Source organism: Nonomuraea aridisoli (assembly GCF_003236395.1).
Classification (GTDB): Bacteria; Actinomycetota; Actinomycetes; order Streptosporangiales; family Streptosporangiaceae; genus Nonomuraea; species Nonomuraea aridisoli.
In genome coordinates this window covers 17,303-42,302 of record NZ_POUD01000053.1, presented here as the reverse complement: position 1 = coordinate 42,302, position 25,000 = coordinate 17,303, and the positions used below count along the sequence as shown (strand labels likewise).

Here is a 25,000-nt window from a genome sequence, read left to right as displayed (position 1 = left end):
CCCCGGGGGCGGGAGGTCGGCGTGTGCCGGGACCCGAGGGAAGGGTCAGTTGGAGGCGGCGGCCGGAGCGGCGGCCGGGGTGGACGTACCCGAGTCGGACGACGACTTGCTCTCCGTCGACTTCGAGGAAGAAGAGGAAGCGGACGACGAGGACGAAGAGGTCGACGACGAGCGATTGTCGGTGCGGTAGAAGCCAGAGCCCTTGAAGACGATGCCGACGGCGGAGAACACCTTCCGCAGGTTGCCCTGGCAGTTGGGGCAGACCGTCAACGCATCGTCGGTGAACTTCTGAACGACCTCGAGCTGCTCACCACAGTCATTGCAGGCGTACTGGTAGGTCGGCACGCGCTCCTCCTTCAAGCATGGACACTCGATCAGCATTGGCACTCGAGCGATGCGACTGCTAATGGTAACCGATTGCCAGAAACACCTATTCCAACCCCCGCTCCCCGAACCACCCGGCCAGCTTGCCACTGCGGTTCACGGCGCGCAGGCGGCGCTCGACCTGTTCGCGGCAGGCGGCGGTGGTGACGACGAGCAGCTGGTCGTCCGCCCGGAGCCGGGTGGTGGTGGCCGGGACGAACGAGCGGCCGTCGCGTACGACGAGCGTCACCGCGGCGCCGCCGGGCAGGCGCAGCTCGAAGATCTCCACGCCGTGCAGCCGGGAGCCCGGCGGGATCCTGACCTGCAGCAGATCGGCGTTGAGCTCCTCCAGAGGCGCCGACTCCACCTCCAGGTCGTGGGCCTCTGCGGGCGCCGACACCCCCAGCACCCGCGCCGCGAACGGCAACGTCGGCGCCTGGAGCACGGTGAACACGATGACGATGACGAAGACCTGGTTGAAGATGTCCTTCGAGCCCTCGACCCCGGCCGCCCACGGGATGGTCGCGAGGACGATCGGGATCGCGCCGCGCAGCCCGGCCCACGACAGGAACGCCTGGTCGCGCCAGCTCACCCGGTCGAGCCGCAGCCCCCACGCCACCACCGAGCTGACCACCACGGAGGCCGGCCTGGCCAGCAGCACCAGCACGGTGCCGGTGATGAGCCCGGGGATGATGGCCGACGGCATCTCGTGCACGTCGGCCAGCATGCCGAGCATGACGAACAGCCCGATCTGCGCCAGCCAGGCCGCGCCCTCCGCGAAACCGCGGGTGGCCGCCCGGTGCGGCAGGCGGGAGTTGCCCAGGATGAGCGCGGTCAGGTAGACGGACAGGAAGCCCGAGCCGTGCAGCAGGACGGCGCCGCCGTACGAGACGAAGGTGAGGGCGAGGGCGGCGATGGGATAGAGGCCTGAGGCGGGCAGGGCGACGCGGCGCAGGGCGAACGCGCCCGCAGGGCCGACGGCGAGGCCGACCGCGGCGCCGATGACCAGCTCGATCAGGGTCTCCAGCAGGAACGTTCCCAGGCCCGCCCCCGGATGGGCGGACGTGCTGAGCAGCATCACCGCGATGACCGTGGGGGCGTCGTTGAAGCCCGACTCCGCCTCCAGCACGCCCGCCAGCCGGGGCGGCAGCGGCAGTCGCCGCAGCACGGTGAAGACGGCGGCGGCGTCCGTGGAGGCCAGCACCGCGCCGAGAATGAGCGCAGTCGTGGTGTCGAAGCCGAGCACCACCTGCACGACCAGCGCCACCACGACGGTGCTGACCACGACGCCCACGGTCGCGAGCACCAGCGCGATCGGGACGGAACGCTTCACATGGGACCACGTCGTGGTCAGACCGCCCTCGGCCAGGATCACCGCCAGCGCCGTGAGGCCGATCTGCTGGGCCGTCTCGGGGCTTTCGACGGAGATCCCGAACCCGGCCGACAGCAGCAGTCCCAGGCCCAGGAACACGAGGAGGGACGGCAGGCCGCTGCGGTGGACGAGGCGTACGGCGGCGATGGCCGCGATGACGATCGAGGCACCGAGGAGGAGCCAGACATCGAGTGTCATCTGGCTCCCCTCTCGTATCTGCGCTCACATAAGACTAGTGAGTCCGGAAGGGGTCATGACGTAGCGAACGTGCCGGTCGTGGGGCTCCTGGGGCACGTCGTCGATGAGTTCGCCGTCGTGCAGCAGCGCCACCGTCGGGACGTTCGGACCGACCCGGGCCAGAGCCCGATCGTACGAGCCGCCGCCCCGCCCGAGGCGTACGCCGGTGCGCCGGTCGACCGCCAGGGCGGGGACGATCACCAGCGCGGCCGTGCGGATCGCCTCGACGCCGCGGCGCGTGTCGACCGGCTCCATGATGCCGTGGCGACCCGGGGCGAGCGTGCCGGGGCCGTCGTACACCGCCCAATCAAGATCATTGTCCTCCCGCAGCACCGGCAGGATCACCGTGGCGCCGTGTTTCCACAGAGCGAACACGAGCCCGTGCGTATCGGGCTCCGACCCCGTTGACCAGTAGCAAGCCACCAGGCCGGCCATCTGAACCCACGGTTGTTCGAGCAGCGTTTCGCGGACCTTGACGGCGTTTGCGCGCAACTGTTCGGGGGAGAGGCGTGAGCGCGCCGCGTTCAGCTCGCGGCGCAGGTTCAACTTGTCCACAGATCCCTCCACTAGGGTCTACTCATGGCTGACTTCGACCCTGTGACGAAAGCCGTCGTGCCCGCCGCGGGTCTGGGCACCCGGTTCCTCCCGGCGACCAAGGCGACACCCAAGGAGATGTTGCCCATCGTCGACAAGCCCGCGATCCAGTATGTCGTCGAGGAGGCGGCCTCTGCCGGGCTGCTCGACGTCTTGATGGTCACCGGCAAGAACAAACGGTCCATCGAAGACCATTTTGATCGGGCGTTCGAGTTGGAGGAGGCGCTTGAAGCCAAGGGCGACGAGCACCGGTTGTCCCAGGTCCGCGAGCCGGCCTCGCTGGCGACCCTCCATTACGTACGCCAAGGCGAGCCCAAGGGCCTCGGCCACGCGGTGTTGTGCGCCAAGCAGCACGTCGGCGGCCACCCCTTCGCCTGCCTGCTCGGCGACGACCTGATCGACCACCGTGACCGCCTGCTGCAGCGCATGATCGAGGTGCGCGACACGTTCGGCGGCAGTGTGATCGCGCTGATGGAGGTGCCGAAGGAGCAGGTCTCCCTGTACGGCGTGGCGACCATCGAGGCGACGGCGCAGGACGACGTCGTCCGCGTGGTCGACCTGGTGGAGAAGCCGCCGGTCGAGGAGGCGCCGTCCAACTGGGCGATCATCGGGCGCTACGTGCTCGACCCGGCGGTGTTCGAGGTGCTGGAGAAGACGCCTCCGGGGCGGGGCGGCGAGATCCAGCTCACCGACGCGCTGCGCACGCTCGCCTCACGCGGCGGCGAGGACGGCGGGCCGGTGCACGGCGTGCTGTTCCGGGGCCGCCGCTACGACACCGGTGACAAGCTCGACTATTTGCGGACGGTGGTGAAGTTCGCCGCGGATCGCGAGGATCTGGCGCCCGACTTCGTGCCTTGGCTGCGGGAGTTCCTCGATGAGATCAGTTGACGCGCATCTGGCCGAGATCCTGGCCACTGTACGTCCGCTGGCGCCGCTGGAGCTCGACCTCGAGCAGACGCTGGGGGCGACCCTGGCCGAAGACGTGACGTCGCCGGTGCCGCTGCCGCCGTTCGACAACTCGGCGATGGACGGCTACGCCGTCCGCGCCGAGGACCTCGCGGAGCTCCCGGTCACGTTGCCGGTGATCGACGACGTGGCGGCCGGCTCCACCGAGCTGCGCGCCGTGGGGCCCGGTCATGCCGTACGCATCATGACCGGGGCTCCTCTCCCGGCCGGGGCCGACTGCGTCGTGCCGGTGGAGTGGACCGACGGCGGCACGGTCTCGGTCTTCATCGACCGCCGTGCCGAGCCCGGCAACGCGATCCGCCGGGCCGGCGAGGACGTCCAGGCGGGGGAGGTCGTGCTCAAGGCCGGCACCCTGATCGGTGCGGCGCAGCTCGGCATTCTCGCCGGGGTGGGCCGCAAGCGCGTGCTGGCGCGTCCGCGTCCGCGCGTGGTGGTGATCTCGACCGGTTCTGAGCTGGTCGAGCCGGGCGGCCAGCTGGCCCCCGGCCAGATCTGGGACTCCAACAGCTTCACCCTGACCGCCGCCGTCCGCGAGGCCGGGGGCGAGGGGTTCCGTTCGGGTTCCGTCGGTGACGATCCGGCCGTCCTGCTCGACCGCCTCGACACCGCTCTCGTACGCGCCGACGCGGTCATCACCAGCGGCGGCGTCTCGATGGGGGCGTACGAGCCGGTCAAGGAGGCGCTGTCGCCGCTGGGCACGGTCGCGTTCGAGAAGGTGGCCATGCAGCCGGGCATGCCGCAGGGGTTCGGCGTGCTGGGCGACGACCAGGTGCCGATCTTCGCGCTGCCCGGCAATCCGGTGTCGTCGTTCGTGTCGTTCCAGCTGTTCGTCCGCCCCGCGCTCGACAAGATGCGCGGGCTGCCCGCCGGGCTGCCGCAGACGGTCGCGGCGCGGACGACGGAGCCGCTGCGCTCGCCGTCCGGGAAACGTTCGTTCCTGCGCGGCGTGCTGGCCGCCGACGGCACGGTCTCGCCGGTGCACGGGCAGGGCTCCCACCAGCTCGCGGCCCTGGCCGCGGCGAACGCGCTCATCGTGGTCCCCGAGGACGTGACCGAGGTACCCGCCGGGGCCTCGGTGGAGGTGATGAGGCTGTGAACGAACTCACTCATATCGACGAGACCGGCGCCGCCCGCATGGTCGACGTCTCGGCCAAGGACGTGTCGGCGCGCAGCGCCACGGCCACCGGGCGGGTGCTGCTGTCGGCCGAGACCGTATCGCTGCTGCGGTCGGGGGAGGTGCCGAAGGGCGACGCGCTCGGGGTGGCGCGGATCGCGGGGATCATGGGGGCGAAACGTACGCCTGACCTGATTCCGCTCTGCCACCCCATCGCGCTGCACGGCGTGAAGGTGACCCTCGACGTCGAAGACTGGGGCGTGGCGATCACGTGCCGGGTGAAGACGGCGGACCGTACGGGGGTCGAGATGGAGGCGCTGACCGCGGTCTCGGTGGCGGCGCTGGCCCTGATCGACATGGTGAAGGCGGTTGATCCGGCCGCGGTCATCACGGACGTGCGGGTGGAGGAGAAGCTGGGCGGCAAGACCGGCCGGTGGACGCGGGACGGTGAGTGATGCGCGCGTTGGTGATCACGGTGTCGAACCGGGCGTCTGCTGGGATTTATGAGGATAAATCAGGGCCGTTGCTCGCTGACCTGCTGCGTCAGGAGGCCGGCTGCGAGGTCGACGGCCCGGTCGTGGTACCCGACGGCGACCCGGTGGAGGCCGCGCTCCGCGAGGGTCTCGCCGGTGGTTACGACGTCATCGTCACCACGGGCGGGACGGGGGTGACGCCCATGGACCTGACCCCCGAGATGACCTCTCGCGTAATTTCTCGCGAAATTCCCGGCATTGCGGAGACCATCCGTCTGGCAAATCGGGAAAAGGTGCCCACGTCCATTTTGTCCAGGGGGCTGGCGGGACAGGCAGGCAAGACCTTGATCGTAAATTTGCCGGGATCGTCCGGTGGGGTGCGGGACGGCGTCGCCGTACTGGCTCCCATCCTGCGGCACACGGTCGAGCAGATCCAGGGCGGCGATCACCCGCGCTGACCGTCAATCCCCGTGGCGACATCGCGCCCGATGGGGGGATGATGAGAGGTGTGGATCGACTTCGTGGCTGGCCGGCGACACTGAACGAAGGGCCGGTAGGCCTGCGGCCGCTGCGGCTGAGCGACGTACGCGTCTGGCGTGAGACCCGGCTGCGCAACGCCGACTGGCTGCGTCCCTGGGAGCCGAGCAACCCCGAGACGCCCCTGTTCAGGACCGGTCTCGGGCCGTACGTCTCCATGGTCGGCACCCTGCGCCGCGAGGCCAGGCAGGGGCTCGCGCTGCCGTGGGTGGTGACGTACGAGGGGCGTTTCGCCGGACAGCTCACGGTCGGCGCGATCGTGTGGGGATCTGCCCGTTCTGCCCAGGTCGGATACTGGATCGACGGCGCGCTGGCGGGCAAGGGCATCACCCCGACCGCCCTCGCCATGGCCGTTGACCACTGCTTTTTCACCACCGGGCTGCATCGGCTGGAGGCGAACATCCGCCCCGAGAATCAGGCCAGCCGTAGGGTGGTTGAGAAGCTCGGTTTCCGGGAAGAAGGCATACGGCGTCGCCAACTCCACATCGATGGGGCCTGGCGCGACCACATGTGTTACGCGTTGACCGTCGAGGACGTCCCCGGCGGCCTTCTCGTGCAATGGCGTCGCGCGCGTGAGTCGGCTGCTCACGGGGGGTCTCCCGTCGAAGAGGTTTGACGATCTCGCGACACACCGCACCGAATGCTCGTCAATCAGTGACACGCGGTCTTACGGTGCGTGACGTGAGCACATTGAAGACGCAACGAACACAGCCGCGTCTTCGTGCTGCCCGGAGGCGGCTTTTCGCCTGGAGGTGGTCGTGAGCAGCGTCCTCCTCTACCTGGCCATCGTCGTGATGTGGCTCTGCGTCCTGATCCCTATGTGGCTGCGCAGAGACAAGACCAACCTCGCTGAACTGGCGGAGCTCGAAGAGCACTACACCGGCGAGCATCAACTCCCCGACCTCGACAACCTGGACCCTTCGGACGGCGACGAAGACGACGGCACGCCTGCGGCGGAAGTCGAGAAGGTCGACGTCCGCCAATTCCGGCTCCGCCGCCGCGCCATCATCGTGGCCCGCCGGCGCCGGCTGCTCTTCTTCACCGCCCTGCTGGTGCTGGCCTCCATCGTGACGGCGGCCGTACACATGATCCCATGGTGGGGCGTTGCTCCGTCCGTGGTCGTCATGTTGACGTACATGGTCTTCTTGCGCGTGGCCGTACAAGTCGATCGGGACCGTCGCGAACGCGCCCGCCTGGCGCGTGCGGAGCGGCAGCGAAGACTGCGTGAGCAGCGGCGCGCCGCGGCTGAGGCGGAGGCCGAGATCATCGACTTCACGCCGCCACAGCAGGACGTTCTGTTCGATCAGTACGCCGAACCACCCAGGCGCGCGGTCGGAGACTGAGATCGATGGCGCGAGGACCCTCCGGAGTTTGCTAATCTGGTCGAGTCCTCGGGGATGTAGCGCAGTCCGGTAGCGCACTTCGTTCGCATCGAAGGGGTCAGGGGTTCGAATCCCCTCATCTCCACCCAGGTCAAAGGCCGCTTCCAGAGCGCTGGAAGCGGCCTTTTGCGTTGGCGGGTGACTAACTGGGTGACTATGTGTCTCTGAAGATCTGATCCATGGCCTCAGCACCGTCGAGGATGACGGGGCGGAGTTGCTTGCGGTAGAAGGTCTCGGTGACGGTGGTGTTGCGGTGGCCGACCAGGCGTGAGATGGCCCCGATGGGCATGCCGGAGTCGGACGGAGGGCAGCGAGACGAAGCTGTGCCGCATCTCGCGGGGTGTCCAGTCCTTCGGGTTGAGGCCGGCCTTCTTGAGGACGGCCCTGAAGGAGCGGCGGACGTTGTGTGAATCGCCCCGGCTTCGGTGGAGCTTTGGTGTGCCCCGCGTTGAGTGGAGGTGGATTTCTGGATTCTTGTGCCACTTGATGAGAGGAAAGTGGCATGGGACGACGGGGCTACCCGCCGGAGTTCCGGCGTAAGGTGCTGAACTTACTCGAAGCGGGCCGCACGGCTACCGAGCTGGCCCGTATCCTGGACATCAGCATCCAGACGATCTACAACTGGCGGCGGCAAGACCGTATCGACCGCGGCCTGGAACCTGGCCTGACCAGTGGTGAGAAGGCTGAACTGGCGGCCGCGAAACGGCGTATCGCCGAGTTGGAGGTCGAGCTTCAAGCGACTCGCCGGGCCATCGAGCTGGTGCGAGAGGTGGTGCCCCCAAAAGACGGTTCGAGGCCATCGCGGTGATGGTCGGCGGTCTTTGCCGGGCGATGAACTACAGTCGTCCGCCATGGCCGAATTCTCCCCCTATCTGACCGCGACGGCGGACGCCTACGACGCCGTCGCCGACCTGTACGCCGACCTCGTTCGAGACTCGCTCGACCGCCTGCCTCTGGATCGCGCGATGCTCGCCGTGTTCGCCGAGCTCGTACGGGCCGCCGGGCCCCGGGTCGTCGTCGAGGCCGGGTGCGGTCCTGGGTACATGACGGCACACCTGCGTGACCTCGGACTGGACGCCTTCGGCGTCGACCTGTCTCCCGCAATGATCGACATCGCCCGCAAGGACCACCCTGACCTGCGGTTCGAGGTCGGTTCGATGGGGGCCATCGACGTGGCCGACGGTGAGCTGGGCGGGCTGCTCTCCTGGTACTCCGTCATCCACATCCCACCGCCGGAGCTGCCGCCGTACTTTGCCGAGTTCCGCCGGGTGCTGGCCCCGGGTGGTCACCTCCTGCTCGGGTTCTTCGAATCCGAGGGCGGTCCGGTTCTGGAGTTCGACCATAAGGTCGCGCCGGCCTACCGGTGGCCGATCGATGAGTTGGCCGAACTGGCGCGCAAGGAAGAGTTCGTCGAGGTGGGGCGGATGTTGCGCGAGCCTTTGGAGGATGAACGATTCCGCCGTGGCCACTTGTTGATGCGCAGGCAAGCCGCCGCCGCGAGTTGACGCGCGCACTGGTGGTCCCGGCACAGTGGGTGGGCGGGCACGCGGGCGGCCTGGCACGGAAACGGACCGGGCACGCCCGCTGCCCTGAACGCACCACGGAACGCCTCCACACGCGACCTCGGGCCCGATGCCACATGCGAGGATCTCAAAGATCGTTCCGGCTGAGAGAAGGGGCCATGCGTGAACGGAAAGCCGTCGACCACTGGTTTGCGCGAGCACTACCGGCAGTTCCGTTCCAGTCATCCCTGGCTGGGCGTGGCCATGTGCTGGACGGTCGTGGTGCCGGACAGCGGACATGCGTTCGACCTCGATGAGATCGCCGTCCGGCTCAGTGGGGGCACCCCGTACCAGCTTCATGAGCCGGCACCCTTCAGGGAAGCAGGGCCTCCCGCCGGGGACGCCTATCCCGTGTTCGTCGACTGGTGCGGTGCCGCCGCCATGCTTCTGGAGATCGACTACCTCGGATCAGTCCCTTCGTGCTGCGGCGGCTCAGTCAGGGGGCTCGGGTCTACAGCGCTTGGTGGAACGTCAACAGCCACAATCAGCTGAGCTTCGCGGCCGGAGACGAGCTCGTCCTGGCGATCGACGCGTTCTTCCCCGGGAGCCCGGAAGACCATCCCGGCATCGGCCGATGGCCGGAGCTGCAGGCGATGACGGACTTCTTCGTCGAGTTCGAGGAACGTGACGAAGGCTACGACTGGAGAGGCGCGTGGCTCGCGGTCATCGACCAGACCACAGGAGCAAGGCTGAACGGCGAGTGGCTGGAACAGGCGCATCCGTACATAACGGTCCGCGTGTCCGACGCCGTACGTTGAAACTCTGGGTGCTCACCTTAGAAGTTCCGCATTCGGCGCAGCGGTGAGAGCAGCAGGGGCGCCAGGCTGAGCAGTTGGGCCAGCGCCACCACCCAGAGGCCGTCACGCGTGCTGTACAGCTCGCCGAGCAGGCCGCCCGCGGTGGCGCCGAAGGGCAGCACTCCCCAGGCTATGAACCGGGTCGAGGCCGTCACCCTGCCGAGCAGGTGGTCCGGGCTGATCGCCTGCCGGTAGCTCGCCTGGGCCACGTTGAAGAGCACCCCGCCCGTTGCGGTCATCAGGGTGGCGACGACGAACCAGGACAGTTCCCAGCCCGCGCCGGTGAACGGGATCAACAGCGCGAAGGGCGTGCAGACGGTTGGGGCGAGCCAGATGAGCCTGGCCTGACCGATCCGTCCGGCCAGACGGCCGGAGGTCACCGCCGCCACCAGGCCGCCCGCGGCGCCTGCCATGAGCAGCATGCCGTACAGGCCGGGGCTGATTCCGACCGTGCGGATCAGGAACAGCACCTGTAGCACGGCGATCGCCGCGCCGCAGAAGTTGGAGACGGCCGCGCTGGTGGCGATGGCCCGCAGGGCGGGATCTCGTAGCACGAAGGTCACGCCCTCCCAGATCTCACCCGAGAGCGCCCGGCGTTCGGCCGGCCGATCTTCCAGCGCTTCGTGTGCGTCGATCCCGCGCAGGCAGAGCGCCGAGGCGAGATAGCTGAACGCGTCGGCCAGCAGTGCGACGGGCCCACCCACCAGCTGAACGGCCCAGCCGCCGACGCCGGGCCCGGCAACCCTCGACAGCCCGGCCACGGATTCGATCGCGCCATTGCCCCGGACGAGCTGGTCCTTGTCGAGCAGGGTCGGCAGGTAGCTGCGGTAGGCCACGTCGAAGAAGACCGTGGCCGCGCTCAGCCCGAACGCCACCACGTACAGATGCGGCAGCGTGAGCAGGTCCAGCCACCAGGCGACAGGGAGCGTCAGCAGGAGTGCGGCTCTGGCCAGATCGGTGGTGACCAGGATGGGACGGCGGCGCAGCCGATCCACCCACACCCCTGCGGGCAGGCCGAGCAGCAGGAAAGCGGCCTGTTGCGCGGCGTTGAGCAGGCCGGTGTCCAGAGCGCCCGCCTGGAGCGCGACGACAGCGGTCAGGGGCAGCGCCACCGATGTGATCTGGGTGCCCGCATGGCTGATCGCGTCGGCGGCGAGCAGCCGCCGGAAGTTCCGGTTCTGGAGAAGGGTGGGGGAGGAAGCCACCCCCGATGGTCACTAGAGGGGCAGAGGGTGTCAAGGCTCCTTGGGCGTGCCACGACTTCGGTGCTCACCGTGAATGGCTGGGGCGCTCCGGCTGCCGGGGACCGACTTTGATCGTGGGCGAAAGGAACACTGAGCGGCGCGTGGCGTGGGGATGCGGTCAACAGTTGAGGGTTGCGGTGGTTCGGGGGCGGCCTGAGGTCGGGTTCAGGGTTATGGGGAACGTTCGGCCGTCGGTGACGCGGATCTCGATCGAACTCGGGCCGGTCCACTTGATCGAGTCGAAGGCGTCGTTCGGGTCGTCGTCGTTGAAGCAGCCGAGGTGCCACTCCTTGCTGAGCAGCCCGTCGTCCTTGCGGACGCTGAGGGATGTCACCGTGTCGGGGCCGAGGCCCGCTGTCGACTGCTGGAGGCGGATCCGGTACGGGGCGGGTCCGTCGACGTAGCCGACGTCCTCGGCGGTGGTGAGTGCGGCGGCGGCCAGCCCGACGAACAGCGCGGCGCTTCCACCCAGTCCGGCGAGGACGATGATCGCGGCGCGTAGCCACCTCCGCCGCAGCCCGAGGGCGGCCCACGTCATCAGGGCGCAGGCCAGGACGCCGAGCGCGAACGGGTGGTTGAGGTGCTCCCTCAGGAGCACCAGGTCGGAGTCGCTGAAGTGATGCACCAGAACTGCGAGGGCGCCCGCACAGAGCGAGGCGGCCAGCGGCACGAGCGAACGAGTGGACATCGGGGATCCCATCCGTGAGGCGCCACCAAGATCATGGCAGCGCCGTGGCGCCGTAACGGGCGGATGTCCGGAATCTCGGCCGGTCGTTCCCGGGGTGGGGCGTCAACGGTCGTGCGGGCGTCTGGTGAAGGATCGCAGGAGGGCGTCGGTGAGGTCGTCGATGTAGGTGGGATCGGCCGCGGCGGAGCGTACGACCAGTCGCCAGTAGAGGGGGGCGGCGAGCAGGTCGAGGGCGAGCTCCAGGTCGGTGTCCGCGGGCAGTTCGCCGCGGGCGATCGCGCGATGGAACATGGCCGCGACGCGTTCCCGCTTGGGCATCCCGACCAGGGTTTCGACGGCCTCGCCGAGCTTCGCGTTGCGGGCCGTCTCCGCCACCAGGTCGGCCATGATCCGCGAGAAGCGCGGATGCGTCAGCCACTTCATGAGCGTGCCGAGGGCGGCCCGCAGGTCGCCTCGCAGGGAGCCGGTGTCGGGGACGGTGACCTGTTCCGCGCCGAACTCGGAGATCACCGAGATCGCCATCTCCTGCTTGGACGACCAGCGGCGATACAGCGCGCTCTTGCCCACGCCCGCACGTTTGGCGACGGCCTCCATCGACAGGCGGGCGTAGCCGTTCTCGGCCAGTTCGTCGAGGACAGCTTCGGTGATGGCCTTGGTGACCGTCGGTTGCAGCACGGCTGCGCCGGTGGGTGTGCGGCGGGTCATGGGGAGAGTTTAGCGATTGGACGGGACGGTGCCGTCTCGTCTACCGTTCACGTCGGGACGGTACCGTATCGTCCATGTGTGGGAAGGAGCGCGGAATGACTGCTGCTGAGCTGGTCAGGCGGGCCCTGGAACTGCTGGTGGCCAAGGACATGGCAGCCTTCGCCGGGCTGTGGGCGGAGGACGGGGTGATCGAGTTCCCCTTCGCGGCGCCGGGATATCCGTCGCGCGTGGAGGGGCGGGCCGCGATTCAGGAGTACATGCGCGGCTACCCGGACATCCTCGACGTCCGGCAGATCGTCCAGGAGACCGTGCACCAGAGCGTCGATCCCGAGGTGGTGATCGTCGAGTTCGAGGTGGCGGGGGTCGTGGCGGGTACGGGGAAGCCGTATCGCATGCGTTATGTCGCGGTCGTCACCGTGCGGGACGGAGAGATCCAGATGTATCGGGACTACTGGAGTCCGCTGGCCGCTGCCGAGGCGCTGGGCGGGGTCGAGGCGACGAACCGGGCTTTCGCCGGGGGTGCGCATGAGTGAGGTTCTCGTCGTCGGCGCGACCGGGACGACCGGTTCCCGGGTGGTGGACTTCCTGCGCGAACGCGACCTGCCGGTGCGGCCGGCCTCTCGTCGGGCGGATCTCGCCGGATTCGTACGCTTCGACTGGGCGAATCGGGAGACACACGCACCCGCGTTGACCGGGGTTCGAGCCGTCTACCTGGTCCCGCCCATCGGGGTGGCCGAACCTGTCCCGCTGGTGGAGCCGTTCCTGCGGGAGGCCGTCCGCCAAGGGGTGCGGCGGGTGGTGCTGCTCGGCTCGTCGGCGGTGCCGGAGAGCACGTCGGGGGTCGGGGCGCTGTACGGCCTGGTCCGTACGGTCATGCCGGAATGGACGGTGTTGCGGCCGTCGTGGTTCATGCAGAACTTCGCCGGCGAGTCGCTCGCGCTGAGGACCCGCGACGGCGAGATCATCTCCGCCACGGGCAAGGGCCGGGTGGGGTTCGTCGACGCGGCCGACATCGCGTCGGTCGCCGGGCACGCGCTGACGGCGGACGTGCCGCACGACACCGAGCACGTGCTGACCGGGCCGGAGACGTTGAGCTACGACGACGTCGCCGCGCTCCTCACCCGGCACACCGGCCGACCCGTGCGCCACCGGTCCGTCACGGTGGACGAGCTCGCCCGCCACTTCACGCGGCACGGCATCCCCTCGGCCTTCGCCGCCATGCTCGCCGGGCTCGACACCGATATCAGCGACGGCTCGGAGGACCGGGTCACCGACACCGTCGAACGTGTCACCGGCCGCCCGCCCCGCGGCTTCCGGGAGTTCGCCGAACGGGAGCTCCGTTCCGGCGCCCCTCACGGGCGCGTGACGTGACGGGATGGTGTGGCAAGGCTGCGGCGGGTGGTCAGCGGCCTCGGGCGGCGTCGAGGTTGCGGGTGGCCCGTCATCGTGGCGTACGTGAAGCCTTGCGCATGACGGCGGGCGGCGGTGCCGTGGACGAGGCAACTCTGGGCGTGAAGTACCGCCTTCACCACCGGTCCCGCAGCCAGCGGAGTGAGGCTGTGCCGAGCGCGGTCATCATGTCCAGCAGATGGCGGTCCACCGTCGGCCCGGCCGTCACGGCGGTCCTGACCAGGAAGCCGGCGTGCAGGACCAGCAGATCGTCGATCTGCGCCGCGGGGAGATGACGGGTGAGCGGGTGGGCGTCGGCGAGCGGTTGCGGATCGACGCCGCTCAAGCGGGCGCTCGACATCAACGTCAGCACGTCACAGTACGGGCTCCGGTCCACGCGTGCGGCCAGTCGACGACCACGACCCGATGCGGGGTCCCGCCGTCTCCAGGACTCGTTGTAGTTCGTCATCGTGCCAGGGCTGGGCGGGGAGGCGGCCGTCGATCTCCTCGAAGGCCAGGGCGATCCAGTCGCCGTCGTCGTACGTGCCCAGCAGGCGCGGCACCGGGGCGTGCGCGGGAAGCCGCTCGGAGATCGCCGCCTCGCGGCGATGGAACGCCGCCACCGCCGGCGCGCGCGCCGACCACGCCAGTGTCCGTCCGCCCGTGGCACGCGGCATCCTCATGTGACCTCCGTCCGCCCGCTTGGGGCATCACATCTCGGGGGGCTGTGTCGTCGGTGGGGTGTAACCGTCGACACGACAGGAGATCAGGATGGACGCCCGTCTCAACTACCTCGAGAGCCCCGTCGCGGGGAAGTTCCTGAAGTACCTTCTCAGCGCGGGCAAGTCGTTGCGCGAGTCGAGCGTGCCCGCCACGACGCAGGAGCTCGTGGCGCTGCGGGTCAGCCAGATCAACGGCTGCGCCGCCTGCATCGACATGCACACCAAGGAGGCCACCCGGGCGGGAGAGAGCTCCGTGCGGCTCAACCTGGTCGTCGCCTGGCGGGAGGCGACGGTCTTCACCGAGGCCGAGCGGGCCGCCCTGGAGCTGGCCGAGGAGGGCACCCGCATCGCGGACGGCGCCGGTGGTGTCAGCGATGAGGTCTGGGCGAACGCCGCCAAGCACTACGACGAGGACGAGCTCGCCGTCCTGGTGGGTCTCATCGCCATGATGAACACCGTCAACCGCCTGAACATCATCACCCGGCAGCCGGCCGGCGGCTACCAGCCCGGCCAGTTCGGATGATCGATCCTCGCCAGGCCGGATGGCAGGTCGCCATCCGGCCTGAGGGCCGGGTCAGGTCGTCGTCCAGGGGCGGAGTTTCTCGGGGTTCAGGACGGCCCAGATGTGCTGGATGCGGTCGCCCGCGACGTCGAACGCCAGCACCACGGTGAAGTCGTGCAGCTGGGCCACCAGGCCGGGCTGGCCGTTGACCGTGCGTTCGGTGATCGTGAGGTCGGGCGCCTTGCCGATGGCGCCGGCGAAGAGGCGGGCGAGCCGCTTGCCGCCTTCGATCGGGGGGAGCACGGCGCCGACGAGGCCGCCGCCGTCGGTGATGCCCGTGGCGTCGGGGGCGAGCAGGCCGATGAGGGCGTCGATGTCCTGCGCCTCCCAGGCCCGCTTGAACTCCCTGACGACGCCGGCGCGCTGGGCCGCCGGAGTGGCGGGCGACTGCGACTCGCGGATGCGGCGGCGGGCCGAGGTGGCCAGCTGGCGGCAGGCGGCCGGCGTACGGCCGACGATCTCGGCGACCTCGGCGAAGGAGTAGCGGAAGACGTCGTGGAGGATGAACGCGACGCGCTGGGCCGGGGTCATGGACTCGAGCACGACGAGGAAGGCCATGTTGATCGACTCGTCGAGGGTGATCCGGTCGGCCGGGTCGATCGCGGCGCCGCCCGAGCGTCCGTTGATCCACTCCGTGCGCTCCTCGGGGAGCGGCTCGGGGATCCATTGGCCCACGTAGCGTTCGCGCCTGGCCCGGGCCGAGCCGAGCAGGTCGAGGCAGATGCGGCCGGCGACCTTCGTCAGCCAGGCGCCGGGGGACTCGATGGCGTCCTGCTGCTCGGGGGACAGGGCGTACCAGCGGGTGTAGGTCTCCTGCACGACGTCTTCGGCGTCGGCCAGGGAGCCGAGGAGCCGGTACGCGACGTTGATCAGCTGGCGCCGCTCGCCCATGATCGCGCTCAGGCTCGGGTCGAACTGGTCGTGGCCCGGCTCGGATGGAGTGGTCATGGTGGCGCTGGCTCCCTTTGTGGTGGTTCATTCCTCACCAGTACGACGAGACGGCGCCTCCGAATGTGAGCTGGAACGCCCTATCGTAAGTGAGCCGCGACAGCCCGCAGGAGCGGGACGGTGGCGGCGAGAGCGGCGAGCGTGGCGAGGGTCGGGCCGGGGAGCGACGTCAGGGGCGTGGCGTCGGCGAGCCGCTCGGCGGGCGTCGCCAGCAGCCCGCCCAGGGCGTCGGCGAGTGTGGTGAGCGCCAGGAGCAGGCCGCCGACCCGGCCGAGGAGGCGATCCGGGGTGAGCGCCTGAAGGTGGCTGAGCAGGGTGAGGGCGGCGACGGCCGTCCCGGTGATCGGGACGAGGGTGCCGACGACGTACCAGATCGTTGCTCCGGGGGAGCCGGACAGCGCGAGCAGCAGCGTGAACGGTTCGCTCACCAGGAGTGCCGCGCAGGCCAGCCGGAAGACGCCGACCTTCCGGTGGAGCAGCACGGCCAGCAGCGCCCCCACGAACGGCGCGGAAAGGGCCGACAGGTTGACCATGGAGAAGTAGGAGCCGACCGGTATCCCCGCCGACTCCGCCGCCACCCGCAACGCCCCGTCCGCCACCTCGTCGGCGAACTCCGCGACCAGCGCCGACACCACGAGGTACAGGGCGATCGCGCGCAGCACCGGGTGGCGCGCGGTGAAGCGGATCGCCTCCGCCATCTCCCGCCGCGACCCCACCCGGGGCGGCGCTGGCTCCTGAGCGGCGTCGACCATGCGGAACAACAACGCCGCTCCGGCCGCCATCGTGGCGGTGAGGAGCGGGATCGCGACGTCGGCCAGGTCGTCGAGCAGCGACAGGACCGGCACCAGGCAGAGGGCCAGGACCAGCGGCACCACCGACAGCAGGGCGTTCGCCGAAACCAGGCGCTCGCGGCCGGCGATGGCGGGCAGGCAGGTGTCGCGGACGACGGGCGCCATCGCCGTCAGCACGCCCGTCGCCGTCAGCACCGCGACGGCGTGGCCGTCGCTCCGCGAGCCGAGGACGTCGGCCGCCAGGACGGAGAGCCCCCCGGCCGCCACCAGGAGGGGAACCACGGCCATCGCCGATCGGCGGCGGGCCCGGTCGATGAGCATGCCGAGGGGCAGCCCGAGCAGCACGAGCACGAGGGTGACCGCCATCCCGCCGATCCCGTTCACGGCCAGGGGGTCGTCCGGCTCCAGGGGCACGACCAGGTCGAGGTCGGCGAGCATGAGGACGACCGACAGGACGGACCAGGCGAGAACGAAGACCAGGAATCGCCGGGACCGTAACCGGGGGGTGTCATCCGGGCATCCTTTCGGTGATCATCTATGCCTGGCGAAACGACACGAGAGGTGCCACCATGTCCACGCCCTTATGGCCGGAGGAGCTCGTCAGCACGGGCACGGAACGCGATGTCCTGGAGGCGTTCCTCGACTGTCAGCGCAGGCAGATCGTCGCGAAGGTCGCCGGGGTCCCGGAGGAGGCCGCGCGCCGGCGCATCGTGCCCTCGAAGACCACGCTGGCGGGGCTGGTCAAGCACCTGACCGCGGTGGAGCGGAACTGGTTCCACCGGCAGCTGGCCCAGCGCGATCCCGCCGACATCCCCGGCAACTCGCGAGGCGACGACGAGAGCTGGGAGCCGGGCCCGGACGACACCCTCGACGGTCTCGTCGCCGAGTACGAGCGAGTGTGCCAGGAGAGCCGGCGGATCGCGGCGGGGTTCGCGCTCGACGACACGGTGCCGTCCAAGCGGCTCGGTGAGGTGTCGCTGCGGTGGATCTACGCCCACATGATCGAGGAGACGGCGCAGCACGCCGGGCACGCCGACATCCTGCGCGAGCTCACCGACGGCGCGACCGGGCTGTAGCGGGCCCGGGGCCGGGAACGGCCCCGGGCCTGGTTCACGGGCGTGCCTCGGTGCGGGGGACGTTGTAGCCGTCCACACGGACGACCGGTCTGCCGGAGGGCAGGGCGTCCGCCGGCCAGGAAAGAGTGAAGGCGCGCGACTCGCCCGGCAGCAGCCAGACGTAGTTGTCGCTGTACAGCGTCGGCAGGACGCGCTCGCCGGTCCTGGCGTCCAGCAGCGACAGGCGGACCATCGCGGCGACCGCCTGGCCACGGTTGCGGAGCTTTGCGGTGAGCGTGTGCCGCGTCCCCGACCTGGTCACCTTGCCCGCCTCGACGGAGAGCGCGGTCCGCTGGAGGTCGTTGAGCGCCCGCAGGTCGGCGGGCTCCCGGTAACGCCAGTAGTCGTTCCTGGACAGCGGCTCGCCCCTGCCGTCCTCCAGGGTCAGGCGGAGGAGGTGGACGTCGGGCAGGTCATCCGTCCAGCCGGCGGTGAACGCCTCGGCCGTCGCGGAGGGGGCGACGTCCACCGACGTCCGCCGGGCCGGGCCGAGCGGCCGTCCGAGCAGGTCGAAGACGCGCGCCGTCACCGTCACGCCCTTGAGCGCCCGGGCGGTGTGGTTGACGGCGACCACCCGCCAGTCGTCGAGCCCGGCCTGCACGTGGACGGGCTCGCACGCGGCGCGAACCCCGTGGTACATGCCGTTGACGTCGAAGTCGTAGTCGTAGGTCTGCCAGACCGTGCTGTGCCAGGCGGGATGGGACATCCAGAGCATCAGCCCCGTGGCGTCCTCCCACAGGTGGGCGTTCCACGCCTCGAACATGGCGCGGCCGTTCTCGTAGTTGACGAACTGCGCCTTGCGCGCGAAGTCGTCGAGGTCGGCGGCGGGTCCGAGGCGGGTCTCGATGGCGGCCTGGTAGTTCTGCGGCGCCTGGTTCCCCCTCGTGCTCCAGTCGTGGTAGTACCAGACGCCGCCGATCGGCCACTCCGGCTCGTCGCCGGCGAGCTCGCGCATGCTCTCGGCCGTGGAGACCACCGGCATGCCGATCTCGGTGTGGAAGCCGAAGCTCTGGCTGCCGTACGTCGTGGGTGCGTAGTAGCGCCGCGGCTCGACCCAGCCGTACGGGCCGCCGCCGTTGACGATGCCGCCGGCCGAGTTGTTCTGGTAGAGGATGCCGGGGGCCTGCGACTCGACGGCGTCGCGCATGCCGGCGTCGATGGCGGCGGGCGGGTTGCCCTCGTTCGCGCCGCACCAGACCACCACGCTCGGGTGGATGCGGTAGCGCCGGACGGTGTCCTTCGCCAGGTCGTTGAACGCCTGGTGGTCCGGCGGGTCCATCGCCCAGGCGTTCGGGAAGTCGTTCCACACCAGCAGGCCGTGCTCGTCGCAGGCGGCGTAGAACTCCTCGCGGGTGCTGCTGCCGACCCAGTTGCGGATCATGGTGAAGTTCATGTCGCGATGCATGCGCACCGCCGCGTCCATGCGGTCGGCGGGCATCCGGCGCAGCAGCTCGTCCCATCCCCAGTTGCCGCCGCGGGCGAAGACGCGCACGCCGTTGACGCTGATCTTCAGCGGCTCCGGGGTGTTGTCGACGGACTTCACGTCCGTCCAGGCGTCGCCGTCGTCGGACACCTGGATCGTGTACGTCTTCGGGTACGCCGACTCCCAGACGACGGCCACCCGGTCGAAGGAGACGGGGGAGCCCAGGTCCACCTGGATCCACTGGTCGTCCTCGTAGGCCGAGCCCCAGCGGGTGCCGGGGTCGCCGTCGGTCGCGTGGGCGGCCGGGTGGGACGACTCCTCCGTCGAGGCGGTGGCGGTCTTGCGCAGGGCCAGGTCGGTCGAAGGGGCGGCGCTGTCGATCACGGAGAGGGACCACAACGAGTTGCCCCAGCTCGTCGCCCGCGCGCCGCAGCTGAGGCGGACGAAGCGGGCGGTGCGGGCGGGGAAGTCCACGGTCTGCAGGCTCGCGTCGCCCCGGTTGAAGGGCAGCGGCACGGCGGAGTTGTCGACCGCCTTGACGTCCCGCCACGTCGCGTCGTCGTCGGACACCTGCACCACGTAGGTCCGGGCGTACGCCTGCTCCCAGGTAAGGTCGATCCGGTCGAACGCGACGGCCGAGCCGAGGTCCACCCGGATCCACTGGTCGTCGGCAAATTCGGAGGACCAGCGGGTGCCCGGGTCGCCGTCGGTGACGTTCTCCGGCCGGTTGCCCGGGTCGTCCACGGAGGACGCGGTGGCGGGCCGGTGCAGGGCCAGGTCGGTCCCGGGTGCGGCGCTGCCGAGCACCGACAGGCTCCACAGGGAGTTGCCCCAGGAGGTGGCGCGGGTCAGGCACCTGACGCGGACGTACCGGGCCCGCTGCGGGCCGAGGTCCACCTGCTGCGTGTACGAGTCGGTGCCGCCGCCGAAGGGCAGCGGCACGTGGTGCTCGTAGCCGAACTGGCGGATGCCGAAGCGGGTGGTGCGCCGGTCGCTCTCCCGGCCGTCGACCGAGGCCACCAGCGTGAGGTCGTGCAGGGCCGGCTCGCCGTACCCGTTGGGCCACCACAGCTGGGGGTCGCGCAGGCGCAGCCGGTCGTAGGCGTCGGGGGCGAACGTGACGTCGGCCGTCCCGCCCGCGGGCACGGCGACCGTCTGGGAGACGCGTACGCCGCCGAACGCCGCCTCGACGGTGACCTGCCGTTCCTCGGCGGCGGCGTTGCGCACCGGGACCACGATCGTCACGTCGGCACGGCCGGTGTCCGGCAGGTCGGGCAGTCTGCTGTCCACCCAGGGATCGCCGATGACGGCGTCACCGGTGGAGCGCAGCCGTACGTGGTTCCAGATGCCGGAGGCGCGGTCGCGGACCGCCGGCATCCAGTCCCAGCCGGAGGCGGCGAGGTACGTCGGCGAGTTGCGGTTCATCATGGTCGCGCCGGCGTCCACGAAGGCCAGCCCCTCGGGGCCCTTGTCGCCGGGGCTGCCGGGGAAGGGCATCGGCGAGATCCGCACCGCCAGCACCTGCTCGCCCTCGCCGGTCAGCAGGTCCGTGACGTCGTGGGCCGAGCGGGCGAAGGGGTAGGTCAGCTCGCCCACCTGCCGCCCGTTGAGCCAGATGTCCGCCTTGTGGTTGATCCCGGCGAACTCCAGCCAGACGCGGCGTCCCGGCCCGGTCCGCAGGCCGCGCGGCAGGTCGAAGCCGCGCCGGTACCACCACGAGTGACGCGACAACGCCTCGGGGACGCGCAGGTTGTTGAAGCCCCGGACCGGGTCGGGCAGATGTCCCTGCTCGACCAGAGCGCCCAGGACGGTGCCGGGTACGACGGCGGGCAGCCAGGAGCCGGTGTCCACCCCCGGCCGCGACAGGGCGGCTCCGTCGCCGCCGGCCCAGTCGTCCATGGTGAGCGTCCAGCCGGACTCCAGCGGCACTGTCCCGTCGGCGGCGACCTCCAGTCTCGGCGCCTTGTGCCGGTGGGTTCCCCAGTCGGTCCAGCCGGTGACCGCCGGGCGGTGGCCCTTGGCGGTGCCGTACACCTGGAGGCCGTTGAGGCCCAGGGGGTTGGCGTTGGAGCGCTTGTGCACGGTCATCCGCACCCAGCGGGCGACGGCGGGCCGCTCCAGGCCGATCTCCATGACGCCGCCGGTGCCGGAGCTCGTGCGGTACACGGCGGTCCATGCGCGGTTGTCGAGGGAGGTCTCGATGACGAAGTCGACGGCGCAGCTCGACAGGATCTCCTGGCCGGTCGTGCTGTCGCGCGGGTTGCCGCTCGTCGACGGGACGAAGACGGGGTCGTCCAGCGTGGCCTCGAAGACCAGGCGCAGGGCCGTGATCTCGCATTCGCCCTGGAGGTCCACGGAGATCCACTGAGGGTCGCCGGCGGCGGCCCGCCAGCCGGTGCCCCGTACGCCGACGGTGCTGATCCCGTCCACCGCGAACGCGCCGGGTGTCGGCGCGTAGTCGGTGGACGACACGGTGATCGGGCGGTGGACGGCCAGTTCTTCCCGACCGTGGGTGCGGCCGGCCGCCCGGGCCGGGGAAGGGGTGATGCCCAGGCCGAACCCGGCGAGGAGGGTCGCGCCGGAGGCGATGACCGACCGGCGTGAGAGCTGATGCGACATGGAGTGCGGAGTCCAATCCTTGCTGACAACGTTGTCATAGTTCAGCACTCGACCCGATCATGGCAAGAGGGAACGTCACTCGGATGCGGCGAGCAGGCGGCGGGCGAAGGCGGCGCAGGCCGCGCGCACGTCGTCCGGCTCGGTGATCGTGAAGTCGGCGTCCAGGAAGGCGAGGTTGAGCACGAGCCACTCCCAGGAGTCGAGCCAGACCTCGACGCTGGTCTCCCGGTCGGCCACCGGCTCGATCCGGGCGTCCTGGTACTTCAGCGCGTCGGCGACCTCGTCCGGCTCGGCCCGCACGGTGAGCCGCACGCGGCGGCGCTCGGCGTTCAGGCCCTGGCGGAGGTAGGCGAGGGCGGTGTCGGCCGGCAGCGTGCGCGTCGAGTGGCGGACGCCCGTCCGGACGAGGCCGGCGACGCGGTCGAGGCGGTACACCCGCCAGTCGTCGCGGTCGAGGTCCCAGCCCAGCAGGTACCAGCGCAGCCGCAGGTGGACCTGGCGGTGCGGCTCCACCCGCCGCCGGCGCGCGGTGCCGCGCCGGTCGGTGTAGTCGAACGACACGACCTCCCGCGCGCCGATCGCCTCGGCGAGGCCGGCCAGCACCCGCGGGTTCACGCTGGGCGCGCGCTGCCGGTCGGTCTCCAGGCTGGCGCGCAGCGCGGCGGCCCGCGGGCGCAGCCGCGCCGGGAGGAACTGGTCGAGCTTGCCGTACGCGCGGGTGGCCGCGTCGTCGAGCGTGCCCTCCTCGTCGGAGCGCGCGGAGGCGAGCGTGGCCAGGCCGAGCAGCGCCGCGATCGCCTCGTCGTCGTCCAGCACGAGCGGGGGCATCGTCCGGCCCGCCACCAGCCGGTAGTAGCCGCCGGGGCCGGGCTGGGTCTCCACGGGGTAGCCGTAGCCCCGCAGGCGTTCGACGTCGCGGCGGACGGTCCGCGGGCTCACCGCCAGCCGGGAGGCCAGCTCCTCCCCGCTGAACGGCCGGCCCGTCTGCAGGGTGGACAGCAGGGCGAGCATGCGTTCGGTGACATCGGCCATGACTCCATGATGTGCCGAGATGCGGTCAGGATCCGGCCACATCTGGTCGTACGTTCGGGGGCATGAACCGCAGCATCCGCATCAAGGGCGCCCGTACGAACAACCTCCGCGGCCTGGACGTGGAGATCCCCCGCAACCGGCTCGTGGTGTTCGCCGGCCTGTCGGGGTCGGGCAAGTCGTCGCTGGTCTTCGACACGATCGCGGCGGAGGCGGGTCACCAGCTCAACGACACCTTCCCGCCGTTCGTCAGGAACCGGCTGCCGAAGTGGTCGCGTCCCGACGTGGAGCACATCGAGGGGCTCTCGCCGGTGGTGGTGATCGACCAGCGGCGCATCGGCGGCAACGCCCGCTCCACGGTCGGCACGGTCACCGACGCCTGGACGTACCTGCGGCTGCTGTACTCGCGGATCGGCGAGCCCCACGTGGGCGAGTCGAACCACTTCTCCTTCAACGACCCGGCCGGGATGTGCCCGACGTGCTCGGGGCTCGGCGACGTCGTGGCCCCGGCCGTGGAGAGGTTCCTCGACCTGGACAAATCGCTCGAGCAGGGCGCGATCCTGCTGCCGGGCTTCGGCAACGGAGGCTACTGGTACGCCCAGTACGCCGACATCGGCGCCTTCAGCCCCGACACGCCGCTGCGCGAGTGGAGCCAGGAGGAACGGGACGCCCTGCTCCACGGCGGCGAGGCGGCGGCACGGCTGGGGCGCAGGCCGCCCAAGGACTACGAGGGCGTCGTCGAACGGTTCGTCCGGATCTACCTGCACACCTCCGACAACGTCTCCGAGCGCAAGCAGGAGACGATCCGCCGGTTCACCAGGTCGCAGGTCTGCCCGGACTGCCATGGCGACCGGCTCAACGAGCGCTCCCGCTCCGCGACCGTGCTCGGGCGCACGATCGGCGAGATGGCGCGCATGGAGGTCGCCGAGCTCGCCGCGCTGGTGCGGGCCGTCGACGCGCCGCAGGTCGCCCCCGTGGTGGACGCGCTGGTCGGCAGGCTCGACGCCATGGACGCCATCGGGCTCGGCTACCTCACCCTGGCGCGGGCCACCACGACGTTGTCGGGCGGCGAGTCGCAGCGCGTCAAGATCGTGAAACGGCTCGGCTCCAGCCTCACCGAGATGATCTACGTGTTCGACGAGCCCACGGTCGGGCTGCACGCCACCGACGTCGAATCGGTGACCCGGCTGCTGCGGCGGTTGTGCGACAGCGGCAACAGCGTGCTCGTCGTCGAGCACGACCCGGCCGTGATGGCCGTCGCCGACCAGGTCATCGAGCTCGGCCCCGGCGCCGGGGCCGACGGGGGCCGGCTGGTCTTCCAGGGCGGCTTCGACGAGCTGCGGCGCGCCGGCACCCGCACCGGCCGCGTGCTCGCCCGGCCCCGGAGCACCGCCCGGACCCCGCGCACGGCCAAGGGGGCGATCAGGATCGCCGAGGCGAGCCGCAACAACCTGCGGCGCGTCACCGTGGACGTGCCCACCGGGGTGATGACCGTCCTGACCGGCGTCGCCGGGTCGGGGAAGTCGAGCCTCGCCGCCGAGCTGGTCGAGCAGCACGACGTCACCGTCATCGACCAGCGGCCGGTCAGCACCAACCGCCGGTCCACGCCTGTCACCTACACCGGCATCGCCCCGGCCGTCAGGAAGTTGTTCGCCCGGCGCAACGGCGTCCCGGCCGCGCTGTTCAGCGCGAACTCCGAGGGGGCCTGCCCGGAGTGCGACGGGCTCGGCGTCGTCCACACCGACCTGGCGTTCATGGACGGCCAGGAGGTCGTCTGCGAAGCCTGTCAGGGGCGCCGCTTCACGCCCGAGGTGCTCGCGTACACCGTCGAGGGCCTGTCCATCGCCGACATCGACGCGCTGTCCGTGGACGAGGCCAGGCACCGGCTGCCCGATCAGGGCATCGCCGCGGCGCTGCGTCACCTGTCGCAGGTCGGGCTCGGCTATCTGCGGCTCGGCCAGTCGCTCACCACGCTGTCGGGTGGCGAGTGCCAGCGCCTGAAGATCGCCAAGGAGCTGCGCGACAACGAAGGGCCCGCCACGTACCTGCTGGACGAGCCCACCACGGGCCTGCACCCGAGCGACATCGGCACCCTGCTCCACGTGCTGGACACGCTGGTCGAGCAGGGGCACACCGTCGTGGTGATCGAACACGACCTCGACGTCGTGCGCCATGCCGACTGGCTCGTCGACCTGGGCCCGGGACCGGGCAGACACGGCGGGACGATCCTGTACGAAGGCCCCGTCGCCGCGTACACGGCGGACCGGGGCACCCCGACGGCCCGAGCCCTCTGGCGCTGACGACCAGCTGACGACCAGCTGACGACCAGGGGGCGCGCGCCGGAAACGGGCAGGCATGCCTTTTCTCT

27 protein-coding genes and 1 tRNA gene are annotated in these 25,000 nt (G+C 70.4%); 15 read left to right on the top strand and 13 right to left on the bottom strand.

Annotation, left to right across the window (positions count from 1 at the left end; all coding sequences use genetic code 11):
* Nucleotides 1–45: 45 nt before the first annotated feature.
* The 3 genes from C1J01_RS15380 to C1J01_RS15370 form a co-directional block, all read right to left on the bottom strand.
* Nucleotides 46–345: an FmdB family zinc ribbon protein gene (locus C1J01_RS15380; RefSeq protein ID WP_111179645.1), complete on the bottom strand. Its 300-nt coding sequence runs from the start codon at nt 343–345 to the stop codon at nt 46–48.
* Nucleotides 346–430: 85 nt separating this feature from the next.
* Nucleotides 431–1,933, bottom strand: coding sequence for a potassium/proton antiporter (locus C1J01_RS15375; protein ID WP_111179644.1), 1,503 nt, complete (start codon nt 1,931–1,933; stop codon nt 431–433).
* A gap of 24 nt (nt 1,934–1,957) precedes the next feature.
* Nucleotides 1,958–2,527: a 5-formyltetrahydrofolate cyclo-ligase gene (locus C1J01_RS15370; protein WP_181448760.1), complete on the bottom strand. Its 570-nt coding sequence runs from the start codon at nt 2,525–2,527 to the stop codon at nt 1,958–1,960.
* Nucleotides 2,528–2,551: 24 nt separating this feature from the next.
* Between C1J01_RS15370 and galU the strand changes: the two genes are divergently transcribed.
* From galU to C1J01_RS15335, 7 genes are all read left to right on the top strand, one after another.
* Entirely contained in the window at nt 2,552–3,454 is a 903-nt protein-coding gene (gene galU / locus C1J01_RS15365; protein ID WP_111179642.1) for a UTP--glucose-1-phosphate uridylyltransferase GalU, read from the top strand.
* Complete coding sequence (gene glp / locus C1J01_RS15360) at nt 3,441–4,628, top strand: molybdotransferase-like divisome protein Glp (RefSeq protein ID WP_111179641.1); 1,188 nt, start codon at nt 3,441–3,443, stop codon at nt 4,626–4,628. Before galU ends, glp begins: the two co-directional genes overlap by 14 nt.
* A complete protein-coding gene (moaC, locus tag C1J01_RS15355) occupies nt 4,625–5,101 on the top strand; it encodes a cyclic pyranopterin monophosphate synthase MoaC (RefSeq protein WP_111179640.1) in 477 nt (158 codons plus the stop codon). Before glp ends, moaC begins: the two co-directional genes overlap by 4 nt.
* The gene (locus C1J01_RS15350) at nt 5,101–5,577 is read left to right on the top strand and encodes a MogA/MoaB family molybdenum cofactor biosynthesis protein (protein WP_111179646.1); all 477 of its coding nucleotides are present in this window, start codon (nt 5,101–5,103) and stop codon (nt 5,575–5,577) included. Before moaC ends, C1J01_RS15350 begins: the two co-directional genes overlap by 1 nt.
* Nucleotides 5,578–5,618: 41 nt before the next feature.
* Entirely contained in the window at nt 5,619–6,272 is a 654-nt protein-coding gene (locus C1J01_RS15345; protein WP_181448761.1) for a GNAT family N-acetyltransferase, read from the top strand.
* 142 nt (nt 6,273–6,414) lie between these two features.
* Nucleotides 6,415–6,999 (top strand): divisome protein SepX/GlpR, encoded by a 585-nt coding sequence (gene sepX / locus C1J01_RS15340; RefSeq protein ID WP_111179638.1) that lies wholly within the window; start codon nt 6,415–6,417, stop codon nt 6,997–6,999.
* 50 nt (nt 7,000–7,049) lie between these two features.
* Nucleotides 7,050–7,123, top strand: a tRNA-Ala gene (locus C1J01_RS15335).
* A 69-nt stretch (nt 7,124–7,192) separates the two neighbouring features.
* Here C1J01_RS15335 and C1J01_RS53050 read toward each other — a convergent pair.
* Nucleotides 7,193–7,327, bottom strand: a complete 135-nt coding sequence (locus C1J01_RS53050) for a hypothetical protein (protein WP_268958677.1) — start codon at nt 7,325–7,327, stop codon at nt 7,193–7,195.
* Nucleotides 7,328–7,540: 213 nt separating this feature from the next.
* Here C1J01_RS53050 and C1J01_RS15325 point away from each other — a divergent pair, with 213 nt between their 5' ends.
* From C1J01_RS15325 to C1J01_RS15315, 3 genes are all read left to right on the top strand, one after another.
* The gene (locus C1J01_RS15325) at nt 7,541–7,846 is read left to right on the top strand and encodes a transposase (protein WP_111179637.1); all 306 of its coding nucleotides are present in this window, start codon (nt 7,541–7,543) and stop codon (nt 7,844–7,846) included.
* Nucleotides 7,847–7,889: 43 nt separating this feature from the next.
* Entirely contained in the window at nt 7,890–8,543 is a 654-nt protein-coding gene (locus C1J01_RS15320; protein ID WP_111179636.1) for a class I SAM-dependent methyltransferase, read from the top strand.
* Nucleotides 8,544–9,019: 476 nt separating this feature from the next.
* Complete coding sequence (locus C1J01_RS15315) at nt 9,020–9,358, top strand: hypothetical protein (RefSeq protein ID WP_111179635.1); 339 nt, start codon at nt 9,020–9,022, stop codon at nt 9,356–9,358.
* Between the two features lie 17 nt (nt 9,359–9,375).
* Here the strand turns inward: C1J01_RS15315 and C1J01_RS15310 are convergent, their stop codons facing one another.
* From C1J01_RS15310 to C1J01_RS15300, 3 genes are all read right to left on the bottom strand, one after another.
* Complete coding sequence (locus C1J01_RS15310; RefSeq protein WP_111179634.1) at nt 9,376–10,602, bottom strand: MFS transporter; 1,227 nt, start codon at nt 10,600–10,602, stop codon at nt 9,376–9,378.
* A 157-nt stretch (nt 10,603–10,759) separates the two neighbouring features.
* Nucleotides 10,760–11,329, bottom strand: a complete 570-nt coding sequence (locus C1J01_RS15305) for a hypothetical protein (RefSeq protein ID WP_111179633.1) — start codon at nt 11,327–11,329, stop codon at nt 10,760–10,762.
* A gap of 102 nt (nt 11,330–11,431) precedes the next feature.
* Complete coding sequence (locus C1J01_RS15300) at nt 11,432–12,034, bottom strand: TetR/AcrR family transcriptional regulator (protein WP_111179632.1); 603 nt, start codon at nt 12,032–12,034, stop codon at nt 11,432–11,434.
* A gap of 95 nt (nt 12,035–12,129) precedes the next feature.
* Here C1J01_RS15300 and C1J01_RS15295 point away from each other — a divergent pair, with 95 nt between their 5' ends.
* Together C1J01_RS15295 and C1J01_RS15290 are read left to right on the top strand one after the other, a co-directional pair.
* A complete protein-coding gene (locus C1J01_RS15295; RefSeq protein WP_111179631.1) occupies nt 12,130–12,567 on the top strand; it encodes a nuclear transport factor 2 family protein in 438 nt (145 codons plus the stop codon).
* Complete coding sequence (locus C1J01_RS15290; RefSeq protein ID WP_111179630.1) at nt 12,560–13,405, top strand: NAD(P)H-binding protein; 846 nt, start codon at nt 12,560–12,562, stop codon at nt 13,403–13,405. Before C1J01_RS15295 ends, C1J01_RS15290 begins: the two co-directional genes overlap by 8 nt.
* Nucleotides 13,406–13,559: 154 nt before the next feature.
* Here C1J01_RS15290 and C1J01_RS15285 read toward each other — a convergent pair whose 3' ends face one another.
* Both C1J01_RS15285 and C1J01_RS15280 read right to left on the bottom strand, forming a co-directional pair.
* Nucleotides 13,560–13,796, bottom strand: a complete 237-nt coding sequence (locus tag C1J01_RS15285) for a hypothetical protein (RefSeq protein WP_111179629.1) — start codon at nt 13,794–13,796, stop codon at nt 13,560–13,562.
* A gap of 1 nt (nt 13,797) precedes the next feature.
* On the bottom strand, nt 13,798–14,106 hold the full coding sequence (locus C1J01_RS15280; protein WP_111179628.1) for a protein kinase family protein: 309 nt from the start codon (nt 14,104–14,106) through the stop codon (nt 13,798–13,800).
* Nucleotides 14,107–14,194: 88 nt separating this feature from the next.
* Between C1J01_RS15280 and C1J01_RS15275 the strand changes: the two genes are divergently transcribed.
* A complete protein-coding gene (locus C1J01_RS15275) occupies nt 14,195–14,668 on the top strand; it encodes a carboxymuconolactone decarboxylase family protein (RefSeq protein ID WP_111179627.1) in 474 nt (157 codons plus the stop codon).
* A 51-nt stretch (nt 14,669–14,719) separates the two neighbouring features.
* On the opposite strand, the gene sigJ is transcribed toward C1J01_RS15275, so the two are convergent.
* Nucleotides 14,720–15,655, bottom strand: a complete 936-nt coding sequence (sigJ, locus tag C1J01_RS15270) for an RNA polymerase sigma factor SigJ (protein ID WP_111179626.1) — start codon at nt 15,653–15,655, stop codon at nt 14,720–14,722.
* A gap of 80 nt (nt 15,656–15,735) precedes the next feature.
* Nucleotides 15,736–16,884, bottom strand: coding sequence for an MFS transporter (locus C1J01_RS15265; RefSeq protein WP_111179625.1), 1,149 nt, complete (start codon nt 16,882–16,884; stop codon nt 15,736–15,738).
* A gap of 131 nt (nt 16,885–17,015) precedes the next feature.
* Between C1J01_RS15265 and C1J01_RS15260 the strand changes: the two genes are divergently transcribed.
* On the top strand, nt 17,016–17,522 hold the full coding sequence (locus C1J01_RS15260) for a DinB family protein (RefSeq protein ID WP_111179624.1): 507 nt from the start codon (nt 17,016–17,018) through the stop codon (nt 17,520–17,522).
* Between the two features lie 34 nt (nt 17,523–17,556).
* Here the strand turns inward: C1J01_RS15260 and C1J01_RS15255 are convergent, their stop codons facing one another.
* Both C1J01_RS15255 and C1J01_RS15250 read right to left on the bottom strand, forming a co-directional pair.
* Nucleotides 17,557–21,603: a discoidin domain-containing protein gene (locus C1J01_RS15255; protein ID WP_111179623.1), complete on the bottom strand. Its 4,047-nt coding sequence runs from the start codon at nt 21,601–21,603 to the stop codon at nt 17,557–17,559.
* A 75-nt stretch (nt 21,604–21,678) separates the two neighbouring features.
* Nucleotides 21,679–22,635, bottom strand: coding sequence for a helix-turn-helix transcriptional regulator (locus C1J01_RS15250; protein ID WP_111179622.1), 957 nt, complete (start codon nt 22,633–22,635; stop codon nt 21,679–21,681).
* A gap of 62 nt (nt 22,636–22,697) precedes the next feature.
* Here C1J01_RS15250 and C1J01_RS15245 point away from each other — a divergent pair, with 62 nt between their 5' ends.
* On the top strand, nt 22,698–24,932 hold the full coding sequence (locus C1J01_RS15245; RefSeq protein ID WP_111179621.1) for an ATP-binding cassette domain-containing protein: 2,235 nt from the start codon (nt 22,698–22,700) through the stop codon (nt 24,930–24,932).
* Nucleotides 24,933–25,000 lie beyond the last annotated feature (68 nt).